The 19,319-nt window shown below is 65.4% G+C and carries 16 protein-coding genes; all 16 read left to right on the plus strand.

Annotated elements, in window-relative coordinates:
* The first annotated feature begins 21 nt into the window (after nt 1–21).
* The 16 genes from ACT89O_RS04015 (at nt 22) to ACT89O_RS04090 (ending at nt 19,311) form a co-directional block, all read left to right on the plus strand.
* Nucleotides 22–1,473: a sensor histidine kinase gene (locus tag ACT89O_RS04015; protein ID WP_055396913.1), complete on the plus strand. Its 1,452-nt coding sequence runs from the start codon at nt 22–24 to the stop codon at nt 1,471–1,473.
* A gap of 177 nt (nt 1,474–1,650) precedes the next feature.
* A complete protein-coding gene (slmA, locus tag ACT89O_RS04020; protein ID WP_121422251.1) occupies nt 1,651–2,313 on the plus strand; it encodes a nucleoid occlusion factor SlmA in 663 nt (220 codons plus the stop codon).
* 185 nt (nt 2,314–2,498) lie between these two features.
* A complete protein-coding gene (locus ACT89O_RS04025; RefSeq protein ID WP_055400968.1) occupies nt 2,499–3,242 on the plus strand; it encodes a TetR/AcrR family transcriptional regulator in 744 nt (247 codons plus the stop codon).
* Between the two features lie 5 nt (nt 3,243–3,247).
* Nucleotides 3,248–5,044 carry an acyl-CoA dehydrogenase C-terminal domain-containing protein gene (locus ACT89O_RS04030; protein WP_487261898.1) on the plus strand — a complete coding sequence of 599 codons (1,797 nt, stop codon included), beginning with the start codon at nt 3,248–3,250 and terminating at the stop codon, nt 5,042–5,044.
* A 44-nt stretch (nt 5,045–5,088) separates the two neighbouring features.
* Complete coding sequence (locus ACT89O_RS04035) at nt 5,089–5,526, plus strand: DUF2147 domain-containing protein (RefSeq protein WP_487261899.1); 438 nt, start codon at nt 5,089–5,091, stop codon at nt 5,524–5,526.
* A 67-nt stretch (nt 5,527–5,593) separates the two neighbouring features.
* Nucleotides 5,594–7,996, plus strand: a complete 2,403-nt coding sequence (locus ACT89O_RS04040; protein WP_487261900.1) for a 3-hydroxyacyl-CoA dehydrogenase/enoyl-CoA hydratase family protein — start codon at nt 5,594–5,596, stop codon at nt 7,994–7,996.
* A gap of 32 nt (nt 7,997–8,028) precedes the next feature.
* Nucleotides 8,029–8,538 (plus strand): DUF4442 domain-containing protein, encoded by a 510-nt coding sequence (locus ACT89O_RS04045; protein ID WP_487261901.1) that lies wholly within the window; start codon nt 8,029–8,031, stop codon nt 8,536–8,538.
* Nucleotides 8,539–8,550: 12 nt separating this feature from the next.
* Nucleotides 8,551–9,750 (plus strand): acetyl-CoA C-acyltransferase, encoded by a 1,200-nt coding sequence (locus ACT89O_RS04050; protein ID WP_218298864.1) that lies wholly within the window; start codon nt 8,551–8,553, stop codon nt 9,748–9,750.
* A gap of 273 nt (nt 9,751–10,023) precedes the next feature.
* A complete protein-coding gene (locus ACT89O_RS04055) occupies nt 10,024–10,914 on the plus strand; it encodes an alpha/beta hydrolase family protein (RefSeq protein WP_056059401.1) in 891 nt (296 codons plus the stop codon).
* A 27-nt stretch (nt 10,915–10,941) separates the two neighbouring features.
* A complete protein-coding gene (locus ACT89O_RS04060) occupies nt 10,942–11,814 on the plus strand; it encodes an acyl-CoA thioesterase (RefSeq protein ID WP_082522361.1) in 873 nt (290 codons plus the stop codon).
* A gap of 74 nt (nt 11,815–11,888) precedes the next feature.
* Complete coding sequence (locus ACT89O_RS04065; RefSeq protein WP_010462523.1) at nt 11,889–12,665, plus strand: enoyl-CoA hydratase; 777 nt, start codon at nt 11,889–11,891, stop codon at nt 12,663–12,665.
* Nucleotides 12,666–13,511: 846 nt separating this feature from the next.
* Entirely contained in the window at nt 13,512–14,606 is a 1,095-nt protein-coding gene (locus ACT89O_RS04070) for an IS5 family transposase (protein WP_487260675.1), read from the plus strand.
* Nucleotides 14,607–14,839: 233 nt separating this feature from the next.
* The gene (locus tag ACT89O_RS04075; RefSeq protein WP_487261902.1) at nt 14,840–15,589 is read left to right on the plus strand and encodes a TetR/AcrR family transcriptional regulator; all 750 of its coding nucleotides are present in this window, start codon (nt 14,840–14,842) and stop codon (nt 15,587–15,589) included.
* A gap of 28 nt (nt 15,590–15,617) precedes the next feature.
* On the plus strand, nt 15,618–16,547 hold the full coding sequence (locus ACT89O_RS04080; RefSeq protein WP_487261903.1) for an SDR family oxidoreductase: 930 nt from the start codon (nt 15,618–15,620) through the stop codon (nt 16,545–16,547).
* Nucleotides 16,544–18,157 carry an acyl-CoA carboxylase subunit beta gene (locus ACT89O_RS04085; RefSeq protein ID WP_487261904.1) on the plus strand — a complete coding sequence of 538 codons (1,614 nt, stop codon included), beginning with the start codon at nt 16,544–16,546 and terminating at the stop codon, nt 18,155–18,157. Before ACT89O_RS04080 ends, ACT89O_RS04085 begins: the two co-directional genes overlap by 4 nt.
* 23 nt (nt 18,158–18,180) lie before the next feature.
* Nucleotides 18,181–19,311 (plus strand): DNA alkylation repair protein, encoded by a 1,131-nt coding sequence (locus tag ACT89O_RS04090; protein WP_487261905.1) that lies wholly within the window; start codon nt 18,181–18,183, stop codon nt 19,309–19,311.
* The last annotated feature ends 8 nt before the right edge of the window (nt 19,312–19,319 follow it).

The following is a 19,319-nucleotide window of genomic DNA, read 5'->3' on the forward strand; positions in this document are numbered from 1 at the left end:
CCACGGCCCGGCCTGCGTGCCATGACCTCCGACCTGCGCAATCGGCTGCTGATCTTGCTGGTGCTGCCTTTGTGCGCGCTGGCTCTGGTGGGCGTGTGGCTCGACTACCGCTCGGCCGACGAGGCCGCCGGGCGGCACGACCAGCGCCTGCTGCGGCTGTTGCCCGCTCTGGCAGATTCGGTGCTGGCCCCGTCGATCCGTGACCACGAGCCGCCCTTGCTGCTGCTGGCGCCTCCGGTCGAAGACTTTCTGCGCCAGAACACCGGGTTTGCGGGTTACAGCGTGCGCGACATCTCTGGACGCCTGCTGCTGGGCGATGACTGGGTGCACAGTGCCGTGCCCACCACCCATGCGCCCGAATTCCACAGCGTTGAGTTTGGCGGGGTGACCTATAGGGTGGCGGTGCAGCGTGGTCGCACCGGGGCTGGCGAACTGGTGGTGGCGCTGGCCGACGGGTCTGACCCGCGCCAGCAATGGGCGCAGCAGCTCCTGCTGCGGGTACTGCTGCCCAACCTGGTGCTGGTGGCCGCCGCCGCGCTGGCCATCCACTGGGCTGTGGGCCGGGCCTTCAAACCGCTGGTGGACTTGGCCGAAGCGGTGGAACACCGTTCGCCGCGTGACCTGAGCCCTATCGACGAAGCCTCGTCGCCCGCCGAGGTGCGCCCGCTCGTGCACTCGCTCAACCGCCTGTTTGCATTGGTCAATGCGCAGGCGGAAGGGCAGCGCCGCTTTGTGGCCGATGCGGCGCACCAGCTGCGCACCCCGCTGGCGGGCCTGCAGGCACAGGTCGAAGCCTGGGCCATGATGGCCAAGGCGGCGGCACCACCCCGGGTGTCTTTGTCAAATTTCGAGGGAAAATTGCCGCTAGCGCATGATGGGCAAGCGAAAGGCGCTATTGTTTTAGGAGTTGATCAGATCGAGAAGCTGCGCAATGCCACGCGCCGCACTTCGCAGCTTGCCCACCAGCTGCTGGCACTGTCGCGCGCCGATGCGCGCAGCCTGGACGCGCAGCCGCCCCAGCGCGTAGACCTCAAGGACCTGTGCGAAACCCTGCTGGAGACCTTTCTCGACCCAGCCACCGGCAAAGGGCTGGACCTGGGGCTGGAAGTCCAGCCCGTGCATGTCACCGGCCATGGCTGGCTGCTGCGCGAGTTGTTGTCCAACCTGGTGGACAACGCCATCAAGTACACCCCGGCGGGCGGCATTGTGACCATACGCTGTGGCATGCGCCAAGGGCGCGCAGGGCCGCCACGTGTGTTCATCGAGGTGGAAGACGATGGGCCCGGCGTGCCCGATGCCGAGCGAGGACGCGTCATGCAGCGTTTTTACCGGGTGCCCGGTACGGTGGGCGAGGGCACGGGGCTTGGGCTTGCCATTGCCGACGAAATTGCGCGCGTGCACCGCGCTGCCCTCACGCTGGGCACCGGCCCGCTGGGGCACGGCCTGCTGGTGACTGTGGTGTTTCCGCTGTAAATCGGCGTAGTGGCAGCTGCTCTCGCCCGTGCCCATGGGGACGCCCCAGGGCCTGTGCGAGAATCATTTCCACACATGATTTACGCCCTGCCGCAGGCCGGTGCATGCCCACCTGGCATGTGAACCCGGCGCAGGGTGCCCTTGGCCGCATGGCCTTACCCCAGCCCTTGTTCCTGCATGTCTGAACTTTCGCCCCTCCCCGAGCCAGCCAGTACCGACGACGGGGGCGAAACTCCGGCTGCGCGCAAACGGCCCAAGCCGGGTGAGCGGCGCGTACAGATCCTGCAAGCGCTGGCGGCCATGCTCGAGCAACCCGGGGCAGAGCGCATCACCACCGCCGCGTTGGCGGCGCGTCTTTCTGTCAGCGAGGCCGCGTTGTACCGCCACTTCGCCAGCAAGGCGCAGATGTTCGAAGGGTTGATCGACTTCATCGAGCAGACCGTGTTCACCCTGGTCCAGCAGATTACCGGCCGCGATGTACCCGATCCGGACCAGTCTGCCGAAGTGGGCACGCGCCAGGCTGCGCGCATCGTGGCGTTGCTGCTGCAGTTTGGCGAGCGCAACCCCGGCATGGTGCGCGTGATGGTGGGCGATGCCCTGGTGTTTGAGCACGAGCGCCTGCAGCAGCGCATGAACCAGTTTTTTGACCGCATCGAATCCACCCTGCGCCAGTGCCTGCGCCCGGCGGTGGCGGGCTCTGCCACGCCCACTGTGGATGCCCAGGTCGCGGCCAGCGTGCTCACGGCGTTTGCCGTGGGGCGCCTGCAACGCTACGCGCGCTCGGGTTTCAAGCGCCTGCCGTCGGAACATCTGGAAGCCAGCCTGGCGCTGATTCTCTGATACCACCGCCTGGGTGCCGCCTGCCGTGGGCGGCCCTGTAGCGGGGGCGGAAGCGATGGGGTGGGGCAGAGGGTGGCACCGCCGCAACGAATGGTTTGGGTGGGCCTCCCTATTTTTTCCGGGGGTTTTGGTCGGGCGGAGAATTTGCTGCAGAATAGAACGAACGTTCGTTTTTATTTGCCCGCATGTCCGCCACCTCTTCATCCAGCCAGGTCACCCGCATCCCGCGCGCTCGCAGCGGTACCGGCCGCGCCCTGCAAAAAGGCCAGCAAACCAAGGCGGCCATCGTCGAGGCAGCGCTGGGCCTGGCCACGCACATCGGGCTGGAAGGCCTGTCCATTGGGGCGTTGGCCGACGTCACGGGCATGAGCAAGTCGGGCGTGTTTGCCCATTTTGGCTCTCGCGAGGAGCTGCAGATCTCCGTGGTTCGTGAATACCACACGCGTTTCGAGCAGGAAGTGTTCTACCCCGCCATGTCCGCGCCGCGTGGCCTGGCCCGGCTCAGCGCCATGTTCGACAACTGGATGAAGCGCACTTCCATCGAAATCGATTCGGGCTGCATCTATATCAGCGGTGCGGTCGAATTTGATGACCGCACCGGCCCCGTGCGTGACGCGCTGGCCAGCTCGGTGCTGACCTGGCACGCCGCCATGCGCCGCGCCATCGAGCAGTGCAAGGGCCTGGGCGAGCTGCGCGCGGACACCAATGCCGAGCAGATGCTGTTCGAGATCCACGGCCTCATCCTCGCGCTGCACTACGAAGCGCGGTTCCTGCAAACCCCGGGCTCCATGGCCCGGGCGGTGCAGGGCTTTCACAACATCCTGGCGCGTTACAGCGCCGCAAAACCTGGCGCCACCGCAGAAGCCGCCCCCGCTGCTGCTGCCAAGCGCCGCAAAGTTTCCAACCAAACCACCACCTCCAAGGAGTAAACCCCATGCCTATGTACACGCCGCCCCTGCGCGACATGCAATTCGTCATGCACGAAGTGCTCAAGGTCAGCGATGAATTCAAGGCCATGCCGCCCCACGCCGAGGTGGATGTGGACACCATCAACGCGGTGCTCGAAGAAGCCGGCAAGTTCACTGCCGAAGTGACCTTCCCGCTGAACATCAGCGGCGACACCGAAGGCTGCGTGCTCAACAAGGCCACCCACGAAGTGAAGACCCCCACGGGCTTCAAGGATGCCTATGCCAAGTACGTCGAAGGCGGCTGGGCGGCACTGTCGTGCGACCCCGCCTACGGCGGCCAGGGCCTGCCCTTCGTGCTGAACCAATGCCTGTACGAAATGATGAACTCGGCCAACCAGGCCTGGACCATGTACCCCGGCCTGTCGCACGGCGCGTACGAAGCCCTGCACGCCCACGGCACCGAAGAGCAAAAGGCCCTGTACCTGCCCAAGCTGACCAGCGGTGAGTGGACCGGCACCATGTGCCTGACCGAACCCCACTGCGGTACCGACCTCGGCCTGCTGCGCACCAAGGCCGAACCCCAGGCCGACGGTACCTACAAGATCACCGGCAACAAGATCTTCATCAGCGCCGGCGAGCACGACATGACCGCCAACATCGTGCACCTGGTGCTGGCCCGCCTGCCCGATGCGCCCAAGGGCAGCAAGGGCATCAGCCTGTTCGTCGTGCCCAAGTTCAACATCAATGCCGACGGCTCGCTGGGCGAGCGCAACCCCATCTTCTGCACGGGCTTGGAGCACAAGATGGGCATCCACGGCAATGCCACCGCGCAGATCGCCATCGACGGCGCCATCGGCACCATGGTGGGCCAGCCCAACAAGGGCCTGGCCGCCATGTTCGTGATGATGAACGCCGCCCGCCTGGGCGTGGGCAACCAGTCGCTGGGCCTGACCGAAGTGGCTTACCAAAATGCGCTGGCTTACGCCAAGGACCGCATCCAGATGCGCAGCCTGTCGGGCGTGAAGGCAAAAGACAAAGATGCCGACCCGATCATCGTGCACCCCGATGTGCGCAAGATGCTGCTCACCGCCAAGGCGTACGCCGAAGGCGGCCGCGCGCTGCAGATCTTCTGCACGCTGCTGCTGGACAAGGTGCACAGCCACCCCGATGAAAAGGTGCGTGCCGAATCCGAAGAGATGGTGGCGCTGCTCACCCCCATCGTGAAGGCCTTCATCACCGACAACGGCCACATCTCCACCAACGCCTGCATGCAGGTCTTCGGCGGCCACGGCTTCATCAAGGAATGGGGCATGGAGCAGTACGTGCGCGACAACCGCATCAACATGATCTATGAAGGCACCAACACCATCCAGTCGCTGGACCTGCTGGGCCGCAAGATCCTGGGCAACAACGGCGCCACGCTCAAGAAGCTGGGCAAGCTGATCGGCAAGCTGGTGGAAGAAGAAGGCGTGAACGAGAAGATGGCCGAGTTCATCAACCCGGTGGCCATGCTGGGTGACCAGATGACCAAGTTCACCACCGAGATCGGCTTCAAGGGCATGCAAAACCCCGACGAAGTGGGCGCTGCTGCGGTGGACTACCTGCGCGTGGCCGGCCACCTGGTGTTCGGCTATCTGTTCGCCCGCATGGCCCAGGTCGCCCTGCGCGAGATCGCCGCTGGCAACACCGACCCTTTCTACGGCGCCAAGCTGCAGACGGCGCGCTTCTACTTTGCCAAGCTGTTCCCCGAAACCGTCACGCTGATGCGCACGGCCCGTGCTGGCAGCAAGGTGCTGATGGACACGGATCTGGCCCTGGCCTGATCGGTAGACCTGCGGATTTCAAGCTTTTTTGGCACGGAGCGCCTATGTATAAAGCGGTAGCAGCTATTGTTTTTGTAGCGTCTGCGGCACCCGTCTGGGCGCAGTCGACGCCCGAAGGCCTTTGGCGCAACATCGACGACAAGACCGGCGAGGCCAAGGCCGAAATCCGCATCCGCGACATCGGCGGCGGCGTTTTGAACGGGGCGCTGGAAAAGCGCCTGTCCAAAGACGCCAAGCCCGACGATGTCTGCGACGAATGCTCGGATGACCGCAAGGGCAAGCCCATCTTGGGCCTGGAGATCATCCGGGGTGCCAAGAAGGCTGACGGCAAAGAGGTGTGGGAAGGCGGCAAGATTCTCGACCCCGAGAACGGCCGCAACTACACCCTGCGCATGACCCCCGTCGAGGGCGGAAAGAAGCTCGAAGTGCGGGGCTCCATCGGCCCGTTTGGCCGCACGCAAACCTGGATCCGCATCCAGTAAACCCCATTCCCGTGGCCTTGCGCGCGCCATGCGGTGTTGCGCAAGGCCCCAACCAGGAACCCAACCCATGTCCCGATTCCAAGTGAAGAAAGTCGCCGTGCTCGGCGCAGGCGTGATGGGCGCGCAGATTGCCGCCCACCTCGTCAACGTGAAGGTGCCCGTGGTGCTGTTCGACCTGCCCGCCAAGGAAGGCCCCAAGAACGGCATCGTCACCAAGGCCGTCGAAGGCCTGAAAAAGCTCAAGCCTGCGCCCCTGGGCGTGGCCGACGACGCGGCGCTGATCCAGCAGGCCAACTACGAAGAGCACATGCACCTGCTCAAGGAATGCGACCTCGTGATCGAGGCCATTGCCGAGCGCATGGACTGGAAGCTCGACCTGTACACCAAGATCGCCCCCCACGTGGCCAAGCACGCCATCCTGGCGTCCAACACCTCGGGCCTGTCGATCACCAAGCTGTCCGAAGTGCTGCCCGAGAGCATCAAGCCGCGTTTCTGCGGCATCCACTTCTTCAACCCGCCGCGCTACATGACGCTGGTGGAGTTGATCAACACCCCCACCACCCAGCCCGAAGTGCTGGACCAGCTCGAAGCCTTTGTGACCAGCGGCCTGGGCAAGGGTGTGGTGCGCGCACACGACACCCCCAACTTCGTCGCCAACCGCGTGGGCATCGCGGGCATGCTGGCCACGATGAAAGAGGTCGAGAACTTCGGCCTGACCTACGACGTGGTGGACGACCTCACGGGCAAGAAGCTGGGCCGTGCATCCAGCGGCACCTTCCGCACCGCCGACGTGGTCGGCCTGGACACCATGGCCCACGTCATCAAGACGCTGCAGGACAACCTGAGCATCGAGACGGACCCGTTCTACGAAAGCTTTGGCACGCCCGCCGTGCTGAAAAAGCTGCTGGAGCTGGGCAACCTGGGTCAGAAGACCAAGGCAGGCTTCTTCAAGAAGGTCGGCCGCGATGTGATGCGCTTTGAGCTGGAAAGCGAAGAGTACGTGCCCGCCGGCCAGAAGGCCGACGAGGTGTATGCGCGCATGCTCAAGAAGCCCGCCGCTGAACGCCTGCGCCTGCTGCGCAACGCCGAAGGCGCGCCCGGCCAGTTCCTGTGGGCCATTCTGCGCAACAGCTTCCATTACGCCGCCGTGCACCTGGGCACCATCGCCGACAACGCCCGTGACGTGGACCAGGCCATGCGCTGGGGCTTTGGCATGAAGCAGGGCCCCTTCGAGCTGTGGCAGGAAGCCGGTTGGCTCGAAGTCGCGAAGATGATCCAGGAAGACATCGACGCGGGCAAGGCGCTGTGCAAGGCACCGCTGCCCGAGTGGGTGTTCAAGGGCCCCGTGGCCGACGCCGGTGGCGTGCACACCGCACAAGGCTCGTGGAGTGCATCGCAGAACAAGTTTGTGCCCCGCCGCCAGCTGCCCGTGTACGAGCGCCAGATCTTCCCCGAGGCCCTGCTGGGCGAAACCAGCCTGCCCGACTGGCGCACCGCTGGCACCACCATTGCCGAATCGAAAGCCCTGCGCACCTGGACGCTCGATGGCCAAGTGCTCATCGCCAGCATCAAGAACAAGATGCACGCCATCAGCCCCGAAGTGATGGAAGCGCTGATGGAAGCGCTGGAACTGGCCGAGGCCGAGTACCAGGGCATGGTCATCTGGTCCGGCGACGCGCCTTTCAGCGTGGGTGCGGACCTGGAAGCCACGATGCCCGCCTTCATGGTCGGCGGCGCCGATGCGGTGGAAAGCATCGAGCAGGAGCTGCAAAACCTGATGATGCGCATCCGCTATGCGCAGGTGCCTGTCGTCGCAGCCATCCATGGCATGGCGCTGGGCGGTGGTTGCGAGCTGGCCGTGTATTCGGCCAAGCGTGTGGCCCACATGGAAAGCTACATCGGCCTGGTCGAAGTGGGCGTGGGCCTGGTGCCCGGCGCCGGCGGCCTGACCTACATCGCCCGCCGCGCGGCCGAGAACATGGCGGCCTCGACCAGCAAGGACATCCTGCCCTTCCTGACGGAAGGCTTCACTGCCGCTGCCATGGCCAAGGTGGGCACCAGCGCCATCGAATCGCGCAAGCTGGGCTTCCTGCTGGACAGCGACATCATCGTGCCCCACAAGGACGAGCTGCTGTTCGTCGCCATCAACGAAGCCAAGTCCATGGGCGCGAGCGGCTGGCGTGCGCCGCACAAGCGCTTGTTCCCCGTGGCGGGCCGCAGCGGTCTGGCCACCATCAAGGCCCAGCTGGTGAACATGCGCGACGGCGGCTTCATCAGTGCCTACGACTTCAAGATCGGCGCCATGATCGCCGAGGTGGTCTGTGGCGGCGATGTGGATGCTGGCTCGATGGTGAGCGAGGAATACCTGCTCACGCTGGAGCGCAAGGTGTTCTGCCACCTGATCGCCCAGCCCAAGACGCACGAGCGCATCCTGGGCATGTTGTCCACCGGCAAGCCGGTTCGCAACTGATCCGGACGTCGATGGATAGCCGGTAGACCGACATGAGCGAACACGCCCCCAACAAATTGCAGCGCTCGCTGATGCGCCTGGACGAGGCCCCCGCCTTCATGCGCGGCTTCGTGCAGAACATCATCCTGCGCCGGGCCGTGCCCTTTACCGGCACGGCCGGGGTGAAGTTCGTGTCGCTCACGCCTGAACGGGTCGAAGTGCATCTTGCCAACGAGCACCGTGTGCAAAACCACATCGGTGGCGTGCACGCCTCGGCCATGAACCTGCTGGCCGAAACGGCCACCGGCATGGCCGTGGGCATGAACGTGCGCGACGACTGCCTGCCGCTGGCCAAGGAGCTCTCCATGGCGTTCAAGAAGCGAGCCACGGGCGGCCTCAAAGCCGTGGCCACGCTCACCGCCGAGCAGCGCGCCGCCATGTTGGCCAGCGACAAGGGCGAGGTGCAGGTGAAAGTCACCGTGACCGACGAAGCCGGTGTGGAGCCGGTCGAATGTGTATTTACGTGGGCCTGGGTTCCTTCCAGCCGCCCCCCCAAGAATTGAAGGAGTTTCACCATGGCTCAAAAACAAGTCCAGGACGCCTACATCGTCGCCGCCACGCGCACGCCCATCGGGCGCTCGGGCCGCGGCTATTTCAAGAACACCCGGCCTGACGACCTGCTGGTCGCCGCCATCAAGAGCGCCATGCTGCAGGTGCCCACGCTGGACCCCAAGGCGATTGAAGACGCCATCATTGGCTGCTCCTTCCCCGAAGGTGAGCAGGGCATGAACATGGCCCGCATTGCCGTGGGCCTGGCGTTCGACCACCCCGTGGGCGGCGTGACCGTGAACCGTTTTTGCGCATCGGGCATCACCGCGCTGCAGATGGCGGCCGACCGCATCCGCGTTGGCGAGGCTGACGTGCTGATCGCCGGTGGCGCCGAGTCCATGAGCCTGGTGCCCATGGGCGGCAACAAGCCCTCATTCAATGCTGAGATCTTTGCCAAGGACGAAAACGTGGGCATCGCCTACGGCATGGGCCTGACCGCTGAAAAGGTCGCCCAGCAGTGGAAGGTGAGCCGCGAAATGCAGGATGCGTTCGCCCTCGAATCCCACCTGCGCGCCATCAAGGCGCAAAAGGCCGGTGAGTTCAGCGACGAAATCACGCCCTACGAAATCGTGGAGCGTTCGCCCAACCTCGCGACCGGCGAAGTGCTGGAAAAGCGCCGCACCGTGAGCCTGGATGAGGGCCCCCGCCCCGACACGTCCCTGGAAGGTCTGGCCAAGCTCAAGCCCGTGTTTGCGGCGCGCGGCAGCGTCACGGCGGGCAACAGCTCGCAGACCAGCGATGGCGCCGGTGCGCTCATCGTGGCCAGCGAAAAGGCGGTGAAGCAGTTTGGCCTGACGCCGCTGGCGCGTTTTGTGAGCTACGCAGCGCGCGGCGTGCCGCCCGAGATCATGGGCATCGGTCCTATCGAAGCGATTCCTGCGGCCCTGCGTTATGCGGGTCTCAAGAGCGACGATATTGGCTGGTATGAGCTGAATGAAGCGTTTGCGGCGCAGTCGCTGGCCGTCATCAATACGCTGGGGCTGAACCCTGCGAACGTGAACCCCATGGGCGGCGCCATTGCATTGGGGCACCCGCTGGGCGCTACCGGTGCCATCCGTGCGGCGACGGTGGTGCATGCGCTGCGTCGGCACAAGCTGAAGTACGGCATGGTCACGATGTGCGTAGGGACCGGCCAAGGCGCCGCCGGCATCATCGAAGCGTTGTAACTGGCTACTGCGCGGGCCATCTGCGTCGTTGGGCGGCGCTCGGAATCCTCACGTACAGGAAGTACGTTCCGGTTCCTGTGCTCCGTCCGCCTAGCAGCTGATCCCGCTCGCTACGCCCTGGAGAGCGGGGTGTGAAGGCCGGGGAGGGCGGGGACAAGAAGTTGGTTGCTATCCCCCAACCGTTCGAGCTGAGCCTGTCGAAGCCAAGGCCACCGCCAAGCGATAGTTTTCTTTTCAAGCCGACGCAGAGCGGTTCGACACAAGGAGACAGACATGAACAAGCAAACCTTGCAGGTCAACGGGGCAGTGTCATTGGCACTGCGCGTCTACGAACCCGAGGGCGCACCGCGCGCCAGCGTTGTCATCGGCGGCGCGATGGGGGTGCGGCAGTCGTTCTACGAGGCCTTTGCGCTGTGGATGGCGCAGCAGGGGTTTCGGGTCACCACGTTTGATTACCGAGGCCATGGCGATTCGCTGCAGGGCGCGATGCGCGATGTGAAGGCGGATCTGTTTGATTGGGCGCAGGACTATGAGGCGGTGATCTCTGGCGCCAAGGCCGCGTTGCCTGAGCAGCCTTTGTTCCTGCTGGGCCACAGCCTGGGCGCGCAATTGCCAGGGCTGCTCAAGAAGCCCGAACAGGTGGCGGGCCTGCTGAGCGTGGCTGCAGGCAGCGGCTACTGGCGTGATAACGCGCCGCAGCTCAAGCGCATCGTTCCGTATTTCTGGTGGGTGCTGGTGCCGCTGGCCACGCGGCTGTGCGGGTACTTTCCGGGGCGCACGCTCAAGAAGGTGGGCGACCTTCCGGCGGGTGTGATCCTGCAGTGGCGGCGCTGGTGCTTGCATCCTGCCTACAGCGTGGGTGCCGAAGGGCCTGCGGTGGCGCAGAGTTATGGCGCGGTGCGGTTCCCGGTGCTGGCGCTGTCGATGGCGGACGACGAGCTGATGACCTTGCGCGGCACGCACAACCTGGTGAACCTCTACGCCAACACCGAGCGCCGCGTGGAGAGCATCACGCCGGCCGACCTGCAGGTGCGGCGCATTGGGCACTTCGGCTTCTTTCGCGACCAGTTCCGCCAAAGCCTGTGGCCGCGCGCAGCGGCTGCGCTGGCCACGCTGGGCGGTGGCGGAATGCCCCACGGCGAAGTCTCCGGTACGACGGCCTGAGCGGTCGTTTCGCGGCACACTTGCAGCATGACTTCCTCTTCATCCACTTCTTCGTCTGCGTCTTTGTCCTCCGCTACCCACCCGCTGGACGAGGCGCTGCAACTGACGGCTTCGTCCGCTGCGACGGGCCAGTACGAAGGGCAGACCCACCCCGGCTACTGGAACATGGTCGGCCCGTTTGGCGGCATCACCGCTGCCACGCTGCTGCAGGCCATCTTGCAGCACCCCGACCGGCTGGGCGACCCGCTGTCGCTCACTGTCAACTATGCGGGCGCTTTGACCGCTGGTGCGTTCACGGTGCAGGCAACTCCTGTTCGCACCAATCGCTCCACCCAGCACTGGACGCTGTCGATCCTGCAGGCCGGTGCCGACGGCGCGCAGGTGGTCACCACCACGGCCACCGCCGTCACGGCCGTGCGCCGCGAGACCTGGAGCGTGGGCGATGTGCCCATGCCGCAGGTGCCACCCCCCGCAGAGCAAAAGGCCATCGTTGCCCCCTTGGGCGCTGTGGAATGGCTCAATCGCTACGAGATGCGCCCCATCGCTGGCTTCATCCCGCGCACCTGGGACGGCAGCGGCGACCACAGCCTGACGCAGCTGTGGATGCGCGACACACCACCGCGGCCGATCGACTTCGTGGCGCTGTCCGCATTGGCTGATGTGTTCTTCCCCCGCGTGTGGCTGCGCCGTGCGCGCCAGGTGCCTGCGGGCACGGTGTCGATCACCGTGTACTTCCACGCCACGGCAGAGCAGCTGCAGGCCACGGGCACGGGCTTCCTGCTCGGCCAGGCGCGCGGGCAGGAGTTCCGCAACGGTTTCTTTGACCAGACAGTGCAGCTGTGGAACGAGGCTGGCACCATGCTGGCCACCAGCCATCAGATCGTTTACTACAAGGAATAGGAAGTCGGCCTGTTGCCCTGTGCCGTACCGCATTCCTCTCGTCCCAATCCATCCGACCCGGAACCTTCACCACCATGACCGAAGCCACCCAAGACATCCTTGCTCACACCGAAGCGGGCGTGACCACCATCACCTTCAACCGCGTGGACAAGAAGAACTCCATCACGCGCGACATGTACGCCGCCATGGCTGATGCGCTCGACGCCGCCAAGGCGGATGCCAGCGTGCGTGTGGTGGTGTTCCAGGGCGACGTGGCGATCTTCAGCGCGGGCAATGACATTGGCGACTTTCTGCAGCAGCCACCCGCCACGCAGGACTCGCCCGTGTTCCGTTTTCTGCGCGGCATCGCCACCTTCCCCAAGCCCGTGATCGCCTCGGTGTGTGGCCCGGCCGTGGGCATCGGCACGACGATGCTGTTCCATTGCGACCTGGTCTATGCGGGCGACAACGCGGCGTTCTCCATGCCATTCGTCAATCTGGGCCTGTGCCCCGAGGCCGCATCGAGCCTGCTGGTGCCGCAGATGCTGGGGTACCACCGCGCTGCGGAAGCGCTGCTGCTGGGTGAGCCTTTCATGGCCGAGGCCGCGTTGGAAGTGGGGCTGGTGAATCGTGTGGTGCCGCCCACCGAGTGCAATGGCGTCGCACAGGCGCAGGCGAAGAAGCTGGCTGCCAAGCCGTTGTCGTCGCTCATCGAAACCAAGCGGTTGATGAAGGGTGGGCAGACGGCGAAGGTGCTGGAGGTGATGGCGGAAGAGGGCGAGAGCTTTGGGCGCATGCTGCGTGAGCCTGCGGCGCGGGAGGCGTTCTCGGCTTTTATGGAGAAGAGAAAGCCTGATTTCAGCGCGGTTTGATTCGCTAGTTCTGAGGCATTTTGGGCTGCTGGCGCTTGTATATAAAGCGCTGGCAGCTATTGTTTTTATAGCTCGTTCTCGCCCCATCCGTTCGGGTTGAGCCTACCGAAGCTTGTTTTGGCGGTGGCTACCGCATTCCCGTGTTGAGTGCGGGAGCCGGGAGTCGCCCGGCATGCTAGTAACTTTCTTTTGCTTCGCCAAAAGAAAGTCACCAAAGAAAAGGCGACCCCCAGTCTGTGACCCCTTCGCTTCGCTATGGGGCAAACCTGCGGCGGGGCGGTTGCGGGGTGCGCCGTGGAACTCGCTTTGCGCTGCGCGCGCCGCTCGGACAACCACGGCGAGTCAGATCACGAAGCATGGGCGCTTCGACGCCCATGCCACCCCACAACCGCCCCGCCGCAGGCGCAGCCAGCAGGGGGGGGCAGCCGAACATCCAACAGCCGAACAGCCAAGCAGCCGCACGGGCCTTTGCTGCGCTCGGCCCCATCTCGTGGGCGCAAGCGCCTCGCGCTGCGCAGGCTGGGCCGAGTGCAGCGATGGCCCGTGTGGATGTCCGATTCGCGGGTTCCCTTCTGTATGCGCCTGGGGCGCGCAGGGCGCGGGGTGGGCATGGGCGTCGGAGCGCCCATGCTTCGTGAACTGACTCGCCGCAGTTGTTCGAGCGGAGCGCCTTAGGCGCGCAGTGAGTTCTGCGGCGCACCCCGTGACCGAGCACCCCAGGTTGCCCCGTAGCGCAGCGAAGGGGTCGCAGACAGTAGGGTCGCCCTTTCTTTGGTGACTTTCTTTCGGAGGGTGTAGAAGAAATAAATTAAAATCCTGTCGCACTGACCAAGCAGGAGCAATGCAATGGCAAAGACAGGCCGACCGCCCGTGATATCCACTGGGGAGTACGCAGCCTTGCGCGAGGTAGTGCGCGACAACCCCCAGGCGACACTGCCGGAGTTGGCCCTGGTCTGGGGCGAACGCATGGGCCGCAACGCCCCCAGCACAGTGACCCTGCGTGCAGCGCTCAAGGCCGCTGGGTTACAGCGGACACGACCCAAGCAGCAACTGGCACGCGCCAACCCCCAGCAGCCTGGCACCCGCTACGGCTACACCGCCCTGCATCGCCCCAGCAGCGACTCGGGCATGGCCCTTGCCCTCACAGACGCTGAATGGGCACTGGCCCAGGACTTGTTCGAACCAGAGCCCGGCGCGCGAGGTCGGCCTGCAACGTACTCTCGACGCAGCGTGGTTGAAGCGTGCTGCTACGTGCTGCGCACCGGCTCGTCCTGGCGCAACCTGCCCACCCAGATCTATCCTCCCTGGCAGTCGGTGCAAAAAGCCTTTGTACGCTGGGCCCGTCAAGGCAAGTTTGAAGCGCTGCACGAGCGTCTGCGCCAGCAGTGGCGGCAACGTGTGGAGCGCGCAGAGCAGCCCAGTGAAGCCGTGATCGACTCCCAATCCAACCGTGGCAGCCCTCAGGGCGGAACGCTGGGCTTTGATGCGGGCAAGAAGGTTCAAGGGCGCAAGCGCCATCTGGTCGTGGATACGCTGGGATTGCTGCTGGCGGTGGTGGTCACCAGCGCCGCTGTACCGGACCGCGCAGCGGCTGGGCAAGCAGTGGCACAGGCGTGCGCACGCACAGGCGGGTCGTTGAAGGTGTTGTGGGCCGACAGTGCATATGCCGGGCAATGTGCTCAGGAGATCGAAAAGGTGCACCGGGTGCAGGTGCAGATAGTGCGAAACAGTGGCCGTCACCGTTGGGATGACGCTCAGCAATCGTTGTGGAGCGAAGAGCAGCCGGTGGCCATGCCCAAGAAGCGTTGGGTGGTGGAGCGCACCCATGCATGGCTGGAGCGTAACCGAAGGCTTGTGATGCACCATGATCGCAAGCCGTTCTATGCGCAGGCATGGGTGTGGCTGGCGCAGGCGCGGATGCTGCTGGGGCGGTTGAGATAGATTTCTTCTACACCCTCTCGGCAACGCGAAAGAAAGTTACTCGCCTGCCGGGCGACTCCCGGCCTCCGTCCTTCGCATAGGCACGCGATCTGCTTCCAAATGAATAGCAAATCAGGCAGTGAATACTGGCGCTTATCCTCAAAAAGCACCCGTGGCAGTCACGATCAGACAAGCAATCTATTTTTACAAAGCACTTGCTTGCTAAAAATAAACAGTTTTGCTATCGTGCCTGCATGGACTCACCCGTGCCGCGCACCCGCGCCATCGCCCCCACTTTCAAGAAGCCCCCGGCCCGCCCCCGCAGCAAGGCCGTAGCGCCCCTCAACGCCAACTCGGCAACCACAACACAATCCCCCTCCGAAGAACCCCCCCGTCGCCCGCGCGGACGCCCCCGCAAAACCGCCGAAGAACTCGACGACGGTAACCGCCGCCGCAAGCTCATGGACGGCGCCGCCAAGCTGTTCCGTACCCAGGGCTTTGCCGCCACCAGCACGCGCGACATTGCGGCGGCGGCGGGCATGCACAGCGGCTCGCCCTTCTACCATTTCGAAAGCAAAAGCGCGCTGCTCTACGCCGTGATGAGCGAGGGCATGACCATGGCCACACAAAGCCAGCAGCAGGCACTCAATGCACTGCCCGCCACGGCCACACCGCGCGAGCAGCTGCACACGCTCATTCGCCACCATTTCGAGATCCTGCTCGGGCCCCGCAGCAGCTTCATCCCGGTGATGCTGTACGAGTGGCGTTCGCTTACGCCCGCGCAGCGCAAGGGCATTGCCCGCATCAAGGACAGCTACGAGGCCACCTGGATGCCTGTGCTGGAAGCGCTGGCACAGCAGGGCGCGCTGCAGGCCGAGCCCGGTGTGGCGCGGCTGTTCATCTTCGGGGCGCTCAACTGGGCGGTGCAATGGTTCTCGCCCAAGAAGGGCAAGTCGCTCGACGCGCTCACCGACGAGGCGTTGGCCTTGTTCATCCGTTCATAACAAACAACCCCATCAAGGCAGAGTCACCATGGCCCCCACCGCGCGCAACGCCTACCAGTCAGTGTTTGCTCCGGGCCTGTTCCTGGGCCAGGTGGTGGTCGTCACCGGCGGTGGCTCCGGCATTGGCCGGTGCACGGCACACGAACTGGCACACCTGGGGGCGCATGTGGTGCTGGTGGGGCGCAAGCCAGAAAAGCTGCTGGCCGTGGCCGAAGAGATCACCGCCGATGGCGGCCGCGTGTCCAGCGAGGTGTGCGATATCCGATCCGAGGAAGGTGTGGTGGCGCTGGTGCAGCAGATCATCGCTGCGCAGGGCCGCATCGATGCGCTGGTCAACAATGCGGGCGGGCAGTTCATGTCGCCGCTTGAATCCATCAGCGCCAAGGGCTGGGAGGCGGTGCTGAACACCAACCTCACCGGCGGCTTTTTGATGGCGTGCGAGTGCTACCGGCAGTGGATGGCGCAGCACGGGGGCTCCATCGTCAACATCGTGGCCGACATGTGGGGCTCCATGCCGGGCATGGGGCACAGCGGGGCTGCGCGAGCGGGCATGGTCAGTTTCACCGAAACCGCTGCGCTGGAATGGGCACACAGCGGTGTGCGCGTGAACGCCGTGGCGCCAGGCTATATCGCCTCCAGCGGCATGGACAACTACCCGCCCGAGGCTGCAGACATGCTGCGTGCTATGCCGCGCACGGTGCCGCTCGGCCGCTTTGGCAACGAGGCCGAGGTGTCGGCCGCAATTGCCTTTTTGCTCAGCCCGGCAGCCAGCTTCATCAGTGGCACCACGCTGCGGGTGGACGGCGCACGGCCCCAGGTGCGCATGGGCTGGCCGCAGCGCCCGCCTGGTGCCACTGCCGCAGCACACCCGGCCGTGCGGCCGTTTGACGGCTTTCACCGCGCGCAGGTGCCCCAGGTGTTTGCACCTTCCTATCCCCCCAAGACCGAGGCCGCATGACTGCCGTCTTCACTTCCCGATTCAACCCAGGCGGCGCCGAGGCCACGCAGCGCCGAGCGGCGCTGCAGGTCCGCCTTCATGCCCTGCGCGCGTTGGAAGAGCGTGCCGCCGCCGCTTCGGCCCGGTCGCTGCCTCAGTTTGAAAAACGCGGCCAGCTACTGCCGCGCCAGCGTGTGGCGCTGCTGCTGGATGCGGGTGCGCCCTGGCTGCCGCTGTGCACCCTGGCGGGCTACCTGCAGGACGTGAAAGACCCCGACAAGTCCGTGCCCGCTGGCGGCATGGTCGCGGGCATCGGCTTTGTGAGTGGCGTGCGCTGCATGGTGGTGGCCAGCGATTCGGGCATCGAGGCAGGGGCCATCCAGCCCATGGGCCTGGAAAAGATCTTGCGCGTGCAGGAAATCGCGCTGCAAAACCGCTTGCCGTTCATCCACCTGGTGGAGAGCGCGGGCGCCAACCTCATGCGCTACCGGGTGGAGGGCTTCGTGCACGGCGGCACGCTGTTCCGCAACCTCGCGCGGCTGTCGGCGGCGGGCATTCCGGTGATCACCGTGCAGCACGGCTCGGGCACTGCAGGCGGCGCCTACATGCCCGGATTGTCGGATGTGGTGATCATGGTGCAGGGCCGCTCGCGCGCCTTCCTGGCCGGGCCGCCGCTGCTCATGGCTGCGACGGGCGAGATTGCGACGGAAGAAGAACTGGGCGGTGCCGAGATGCATACCGCCGTCTCGGGCCTAGGCGAATACCTGGCGCAGGACGACCGTGAAGCGATTGGCCTGGCACGCGATGTGGTCGCGCAGCTGGGGTGGAACATGCCCCGGCGACCCAGCGCACCTGGGCCCACCTTGCCCGCAGACGATCTGCTCTCCCTGATGTCTGCCGACCTGCGCCAACCCGTGGACATGCGCGAGGTGATGGCGCGGCTGGTGGACGGCTCGGAACTGCTCGAATTCAAGGCCCGCTACGGCATGGCCACCGTCTGCGCCCAGGGCCACATCCAGGGCCATGCCGTGGGCTTCATCAGCAACAACGGCCCCATCGACGTGGCGGGCGCCAACAAGGCCACGCACTTCATCCAGTGGATGTGCCAGCTGGGCCACCCCATCATCTACCTGCAGAACACCACGGGCTACATGGTGGGCAAGGACAGCGAGCAGGGCGGCATGATCAAGCACGGCAGCAAGATGATCCAGGCCGTGACCAACGCCACCGTGCCGCAGATCACCATCCAGTGCGGCGCCAGTTTTGGTGCGGGCAACTACGGCATGTGTGGGCGCGGCTATGCGCCGCGCTTCCTATTCAGCTGGCCCGGTGCCAAGACGGCGGTGATGGGCGGCGAGCAGGCCGCACGCACCATGCAGATCGTGACCGAGGCGGCGCTGGCGCGCAAAGGCATCACGCCCGACCCGGCCGAATCGCAGGCCCAATTCGACAAGATTGTCGCCATGTTCGAGGCCCAGGCCGATGCGTTCTACACCAGCGGCCTGCTGCTGGACGACGGCGTGATCGACCCGCGCGACACGCGCGCCGTGCTGGCGTTTTGCCTGGATACCTGTGCCGAGGCGCAGGCGCGCACGCTGCGGCCCCTGAGCTTTGGCGTGGCGCGGATGTAAGCGCTTCGCACGCAACCTTCACGATGGCCGAGCCTCTCAAATACCTGCTGAACGACACCGTACCCCCGCGCATCGCGGCCATGGTGCGCCGTGCGTGGCGCAAGTTCGACACCACCGCGTTTCTGCAGCAAGTACAGCCCGGCTACGAATCGCTGGAGCTGATGGCGCGCGGCCAGCGCATTGCGCACGCCCTGCAGGCCCACCTGCCGCAAGACGTGCCGCGTGCGCTGGGCGTGCTGGTCGATTCGATGGACCCGTCGATGGGCATCGATGCCGCCGGTGAGCCCGATGCGGGTGACCGCCCCTACAGCGCCTTCCTGTACCTGCCCCACAGCATCTACATCGGCACACACGGCCTGCCGCATTTCGAGGCGGCCATGGCCGCGCAGCACGCGCTCACCCAGCGCTTTACGGCCGAGTTCTGCATACGCCCCTATCTGCTGCACCACCAGGGCGCCACGCTAGCGCGGCTGCGTGACTGGGCGCAGGATGAAAACGCCCATGTGCGCCGCCTGGTGAGCGAAGGCACGCGGCCCCGCTTGCCCTGGGCGCCGCGTTTGCCTGCATTCCAGAACAACCCGCAACTGGCCCTGCCGTTGCTCGATGCGCTCAAGGACGACCCATCGTCTTACGTGCGTCGCTCCGTGGCCAACCACCTGGGCGATATCGCCAAGGACCACCCCGAGCTGGCCGTGGGCACCGCGCGCACCTGGCTGCAGGGCGCACCCGCCCCGCGCGAGGCCCTGGTGCGCCACGGCCTGCGCTTTCTCATCAAACGGGGCGACGCCGCTGCGCTCGATGCTCTGGGCGTGGGCCATGCCGTGGCGCTGGACGTGCGATCCGTGCGCGTGCTGCCCGCCCGCGCACGCATCGGCGACAAGGTGCGCATCGAGGCCGAACTGCACAACCCCACGCCGCAGCCCCAGCGCGTGTTGGCGGACCTGAAGGTGCACTACGTCAAGGCCCACGGCGGCGCGGCGCCCAAGGTGTTCAAGCTGCAGACGCTGGACATACCGCCCGGTGCCACCGTGGCCGTAGGCAAGACGCTGTCGCTGCAGCAGATGACCACACGCACCCACTACACCGGCGCGCACCAGGTGGAGCTGGTGCTCAACGGGCGGCCCCAGCCGCTGGGGCAGTTTCAGCTTTCGTGATCGAGGTT

The organism is Acidovorax sp. NN32, from assembly GCF_057597245.1.